General features: G+C 32.8%; 5 protein-coding genes. 2 read left to right on the top strand and 3 right to left on the bottom strand.

Annotated elements, in window-relative coordinates; all coding sequences use genetic code 11:
* Positions 1-189: 189 nt before the first annotated feature.
* Positions 190-435: a hypothetical protein gene (locus BLW20_RS14270; RefSeq protein WP_091102875.1), complete on the bottom strand. Its 246-nt coding sequence runs from the start codon at positions 433-435 to the stop codon at positions 190-192.
* 128 nt (positions 436-563) lie between these two features.
* On the opposite strand from BLW20_RS14270, the gene BLW20_RS14265 reads away from it, so the two are divergent.
* Complete coding sequence (locus tag BLW20_RS14265; protein ID WP_091102872.1) at positions 564-2,720, top strand: S46 family peptidase; 2,157 nt, start codon at positions 564-566, stop codon at positions 2,718-2,720.
* Between the two features lie 98 nt (positions 2,721-2,818).
* On the opposite strand, the gene BLW20_RS14260 is transcribed toward BLW20_RS14265, so the two are convergent.
* Positions 2,819-3,100 (bottom strand): hypothetical protein, encoded by a 282-nt coding sequence (locus BLW20_RS14260; protein WP_091102867.1) that lies wholly within the window; start codon positions 3,098-3,100, stop codon positions 2,819-2,821.
* Between the two features lie 146 nt (positions 3,101-3,246).
* Positions 3,247-4,398 carry a hypothetical protein gene (locus tag BLW20_RS14255; RefSeq protein ID WP_091102863.1) on the bottom strand — a complete coding sequence of 384 codons (1,152 nt, stop codon included), beginning with the start codon at positions 4,396-4,398 and terminating at the stop codon, positions 3,247-3,249.
* Positions 4,399-4,513: 115 nt separating this feature from the next.
* On the opposite strand from BLW20_RS14255, the gene BLW20_RS14250 reads away from it, so the two are divergent.
* Positions 4,514-4,757: DUF4372 domain-containing protein (locus BLW20_RS14250; protein WP_143037772.1), on the top strand; the 244-nt coding region annotated here is incomplete at its 3' end.

Here is a 4,757-nt window from a genome sequence, read left to right as displayed (position 1 = left end):
TATGCTTGTAGACAAGCATATCAAATTTATCTTTTGGAATAAAATTGATGATTTGTTTGAAAATCGGCTGACCGACTAATTTCTTTTCTGTATCTTTATTGCTCATATTTTTGATTTGTCGTAAAACCAAAATATGAAAAAAGGAGCTAACCACAATGGGAAGCTCCTTAATTTTGAAAAGTTAGTCGGTTAGTAGTGATTTCCAATAGCCAAAAGAATTTTTTCAGCGTCTGCCTGTGTAGCTACCTCACCTTCTACTTTAACATCGTCATCGGTAACAGATAATTTCAGCCGGTTATAAGTTAACCCCAAACTTTTTACATAATCAAGCAATGCCTGAGCCTGTAATTCTTTTTTCTCTTCAATTGGCGCATCTTCTTCTTTTTTACCAAAAATTTTAGCACCTTTTTCTTTAATAAATGAAAATAATCCCATAGCGTATATTTTTAAAATTCAAATAAATATAAGAAAAAAATAAAAACAGTATGTTACAATTCTATTAAATCATTTCTGTATCGCAAAATTTAAGTATCTTCGCTTGTAGATAAAAAATTAACTAAATAATGAAAAAATTAAGCTTATTTCTTTCTTTGTTTATGCTTGCAATGCCTTTGGGAATGTTTGCTAACGAAGGGATGTGGTTTTTAATGTTCATTGAACGTTTAAATTACCGCGATATGCAAAAAATGGGGTTACAGTTGACTCCCGACGAAATTTACAGCATTAACAACCATTCATTAAAAGATGCCATTGTGCAGTTTGACGGAGGTTGTACCGCCGAAATTATTTCAGACCAAGGTTTGGTATTAACCAATCACCACTGCGGGTACAGTGCCATTGCAGAACTATCTACGCCGCAAGACGATATTTTAACCAACGGTTTCTGGGCAAAAACCCAAGCCGATGAACGCAAACCTAAAGATGTTTCGGTGCGTTTCTTTGTTCGTATGGACGATGTTACCAAACGTATTTTAAACGTTGTTAACGATAATATGACCGAAGCTGAGCGTGAAAAAGCCATCAATCAGGAAATAGCTAAAATCGATAAAGAAAACAACGAAGGCGGAAAATATACCGTTTCGGTAAAATCATTTTTTCAAGGAAATGAATATTACTATTTCGTATATCAAGATTATACCGATGTTCGTTTAGTAGGAACTCCGCCAAATAGTATTGGTAAATTCGGTGGGGATACAGATAACTGGGAATGGCCACGCCATACGGGTGATTTTTCAATTTTCCGCGTATATGGTGATGCCAACGGAAATCCGGCAGAATATTCGGCAGATAACGTTCCGTTAAAACCTAAACATTTTTTACCTGTAAATATCCAGGGATTAAAACAAGGCGATTTCTCAATGATTTTGGGTTATCCAGGAAGAACAAACCGCTGGATGCCGGCAGAAGGAATTGAGCAAAACGTGGAGTTTGCTTATCCTGCTTGGGTTGAAGGGTCACGTTTGGGAATGGACGTGATGAAAAAATACATGGATCAAAGCGATGAAGTTCGTTTGGCGTACGCAAGCAAATATGCAGGTGTTGCTAATTACTGGAAAAATCGCCAGGGAATGATTGATGCCTTAAAACAGCACAAAACGGCTGAAACAAAACGCACAGATGAGGCAAAATTCAATAAATGGGCAAATGAAAAGAAAAATAAAGAAAAATATGGAAACGTAATTGCCGATATTAACGCGTATTATGCTGCTACAAATGAAAAAGCACGTCACGATAATTATTTAATGACTATTTTACGTACGTCTAATTTAGCGGCAATTCCTTACAGTTTTGGAAATGCTTTGATCCAATATGCCAATGAAAACGAAGCAAAACGTGCAGAGATGCGCCCAAGATTAGAAGAAGCAATCAATGATGCGTACGAAGGGTTCTATGCACCGTTAGAATCAGAAATGCTGGCACGTCAATTAAATTTATATGCCACAAAATCTACAGGATATGCCATTGCACCGTATGTAAAACAATTGGGTGAGCAAAACAATTACGATTATTCTAAATTGATCGGCAAAGCTTTTGCCGGAAGTATTTTTTCATCAAAGGATTTAATGATGAAATATTTGAACAATCCGGAAAAATCAATGATTGAAAACGATGAATTGTTTAAGATTTCGACTGATTTATTGACAAAATACCGTGAGCAACCAGAAAATTTAGCTCCGTTAAAAGAAAAATACGATACCGCTTTCCGCAGATTGGTTGACGGATTAAGACAAGCAAATCCAAAAACAAAATACTATCCTGATGCCAACTCAACGTTGCGTTTAACTTATGGAAAAGTAATTGATTTACCACGCCGTACCGATCGCCCGAATGATGCAGCAGAGAATTGGTACACCACATTGCAAGGAACCATCGCAAAACACAAAGCGGGCGATGAAGAGTTTGAAAACCCACAACGTTTGATTGATTTGTATAACGCTAAAGATTACGGACAATATGCAGATAAAGACGGTACATTGCACGTAAACTTTTTAACAGATCACGATATTACAGGTGGTAACTCGGGTTCACCGGTTTTAAACGGAAAAGGGGAACTGATTGGATTGGCTTTCGACGGTAATATTGAAGCAATGGCAGGCGATGTTATTTTTGATCCTAAATTACAACGTACCATTAATGTTGATATCCGTTACGTATTGTTCATTATCGATAAATATGCAGGCGCAACCAACTTAATTAATGAATTGAAGATTATTAAGTAATACTGATAATTTCAAAATAATAAAAAATCCAAGAGCAATTTGTTCTTGGATTTTTTTATTTTTAGGGATAAGCTCGGATAGAAAACTCTGTCGTTTTTTTATTCGAATAAAAGAGCGTTACTACCAACTTGTTTTATTCGGTTGCTTTTTATTATCCAAGTACTTGGTGTTTCCCTGCAAATTACAACTTGTTTTAATGAATCAACATTATTCATGCTTGCTGTTTTAAAACTTTTCTCATGACAATATAAAAAAAGTGAATCACCTTTAAATTTCCATATCCCGTTTTCTTTTAATGAACATGTTTCATAAAAATAGCTTTTATCTTTATTAAGCAAGAGTTTTTCATCAACGGGAAATTCACCACTATAAAAAAACATATTAAATTGCGTGTTCTTTGAGGAATAAATAATGGGATATTCTTTATTATCAAAACTAGAACTGCAAGAACTTATTAATATACTTATAAGTAATAATACGAATACGCTCGAAAAGGATTTTACATTTATCATGAGGTACAATTTGTTTATAGTTCAGTTGCTAAATTACTTGTAATATAATTACAAGATTTGTTCTCAAAACTATTAATTTTGTTAATTAGAAAATCAATTTTATCTTTTGTTTCTGTAGTTCCAACTTTAGATTTAAAAGAAGTAAGATATGCTTTAATTGGAGCAGCTTCAGATGACGAAAACAGCACAGTTGAACTATATGGATTTTCTGTTATATATTGTATCTTAGGAACTATTGACTCTAACAGAGTAGCAGTTTGTTCTGCAAATGAATAAGTAAGATTACTGTATATAAAGTCTGTAGAAATAGAATAGTAAATGCTTGTATAGATATCTCCTCCTGGTTGAACATCTAAATAATCATCTCTAAAGCTGTAGGCAGTAGGTGATAATACATATGAGTCATAAACTTCATCAGCTTCTTCCTTTAGACATCCTGGATGAGTACCATAATTAAAACATCTGTATCCTAAAACTTCCCCTTGAGAAGTCATATCTATTTCACAATACGAAGCATCTGCTGTATTTATATTACAAGGTGATCCACAAGGACGAGGACCTTTATTTGATATTCCTCTTGTTGAATATTCCTTTTCTAATTGTTTTTGGAATGTAGAAATGATATTTTGTCCTTTATGTACTTTTTTAGGATTAAAAATATGAATAGTAGTTGAAGTAGAATTGAAATATAACTTATTTACATCACCAAAATTATTAGTAGATAAATTATAAGTGTATAAAGGTGATTCATTTAATTTTATAAAACCTCCTTCTTTGTTTTTTTTGAAGATATTTACCTCATATTTTTTATTGAATTTTCTATTAATTTGTTTGTATACTATAAATCCATTAATATTGTTTAAATCTATTTGATTATCTACAATGTTTTCTGAAAAAATCACAAGTGAGGATATATCATCAGTACTGTTGTTTAAATAATTATAGACTGAATTAATATTCTCAGTGTTTATAGAAATAAACTGATTGGGATTTTCTTCAGATTGATATAATTTTATATCAAAATCATTATTCCCAATTTTTAATTTTGCAGATGTACTTTCAACTTCACAGTTACATTCTGAATCGGTATCTTCTTTGGAACAACTATAAATAGTAACAAAAGTAATGATACATAAAAGCAATAATAGATAAGATGTTCTTTTCATGATATAGTGATTTAAAATTAGTTGTTATAAAAATCATTGTTGTCCGATAAAAAGGAAGCCAACTTAATGGCTTCCTAAAAACATCGTAAATTTGTGTTGCAAAACTTAAAATACGATGAGTAAAAGTAATCATTTTTCGACAAAATCCGTTTTCGGACAGCTGATTTCATTAATTGACGATTCGATGATAAAAAGAGAAGTGAAAAAATGCGATTCCGATCGTTATACAAAGCGATTTACAACAAAAGATCACTTGATAAGTATGCTCTTTTGTTCGTTTTCAAAGTGCACTTCCTTACGGGAAATATCGGGAGCAATGCTTGGTCTGTCTGGAAAAACGGCAGGATTCCAGTTAAATC

This window comes from Paenimyroides marinum (assembly GCF_900108395.1).
GTDB lineage: Bacteria > Bacteroidota > Bacteroidia > Flavobacteriales > Flavobacteriaceae > Flavobacterium > Flavobacterium marinum.
Note: the sequence above shows the minus strand (reverse complement) of the source record. Positions and strands in the feature narration are given on the sequence as shown.

Bases quoted from the DNA above. Each gene is read 5' to 3' on its own strand.
- BLW20_RS14255 (WP_091102863.1), bottom strand. From the start codon at position 4,398: ATGAAAAGAACATCTTATCTATTATTGCTTTTATGTATCATTACTTTT.
- BLW20_RS14270 (WP_091102875.1), bottom strand. From the start codon at position 435: ATGGGATTATTTTCATTTATTAAAGAAAAAGGTGCTAAAATTTTTGGT.
- BLW20_RS14265 (WP_091102872.1), top strand. From the start codon at position 564: ATGAAAAAATTAAGCTTATTTCTTTCTTTGTTTATGCTTGCAATGCCT.
- BLW20_RS14260 (WP_091102867.1), bottom strand. From the start codon at position 3,100: ATGTTTTTTTATAGTGGTGAATTTCCCGTTGATGAAAAACTCTTGCTT.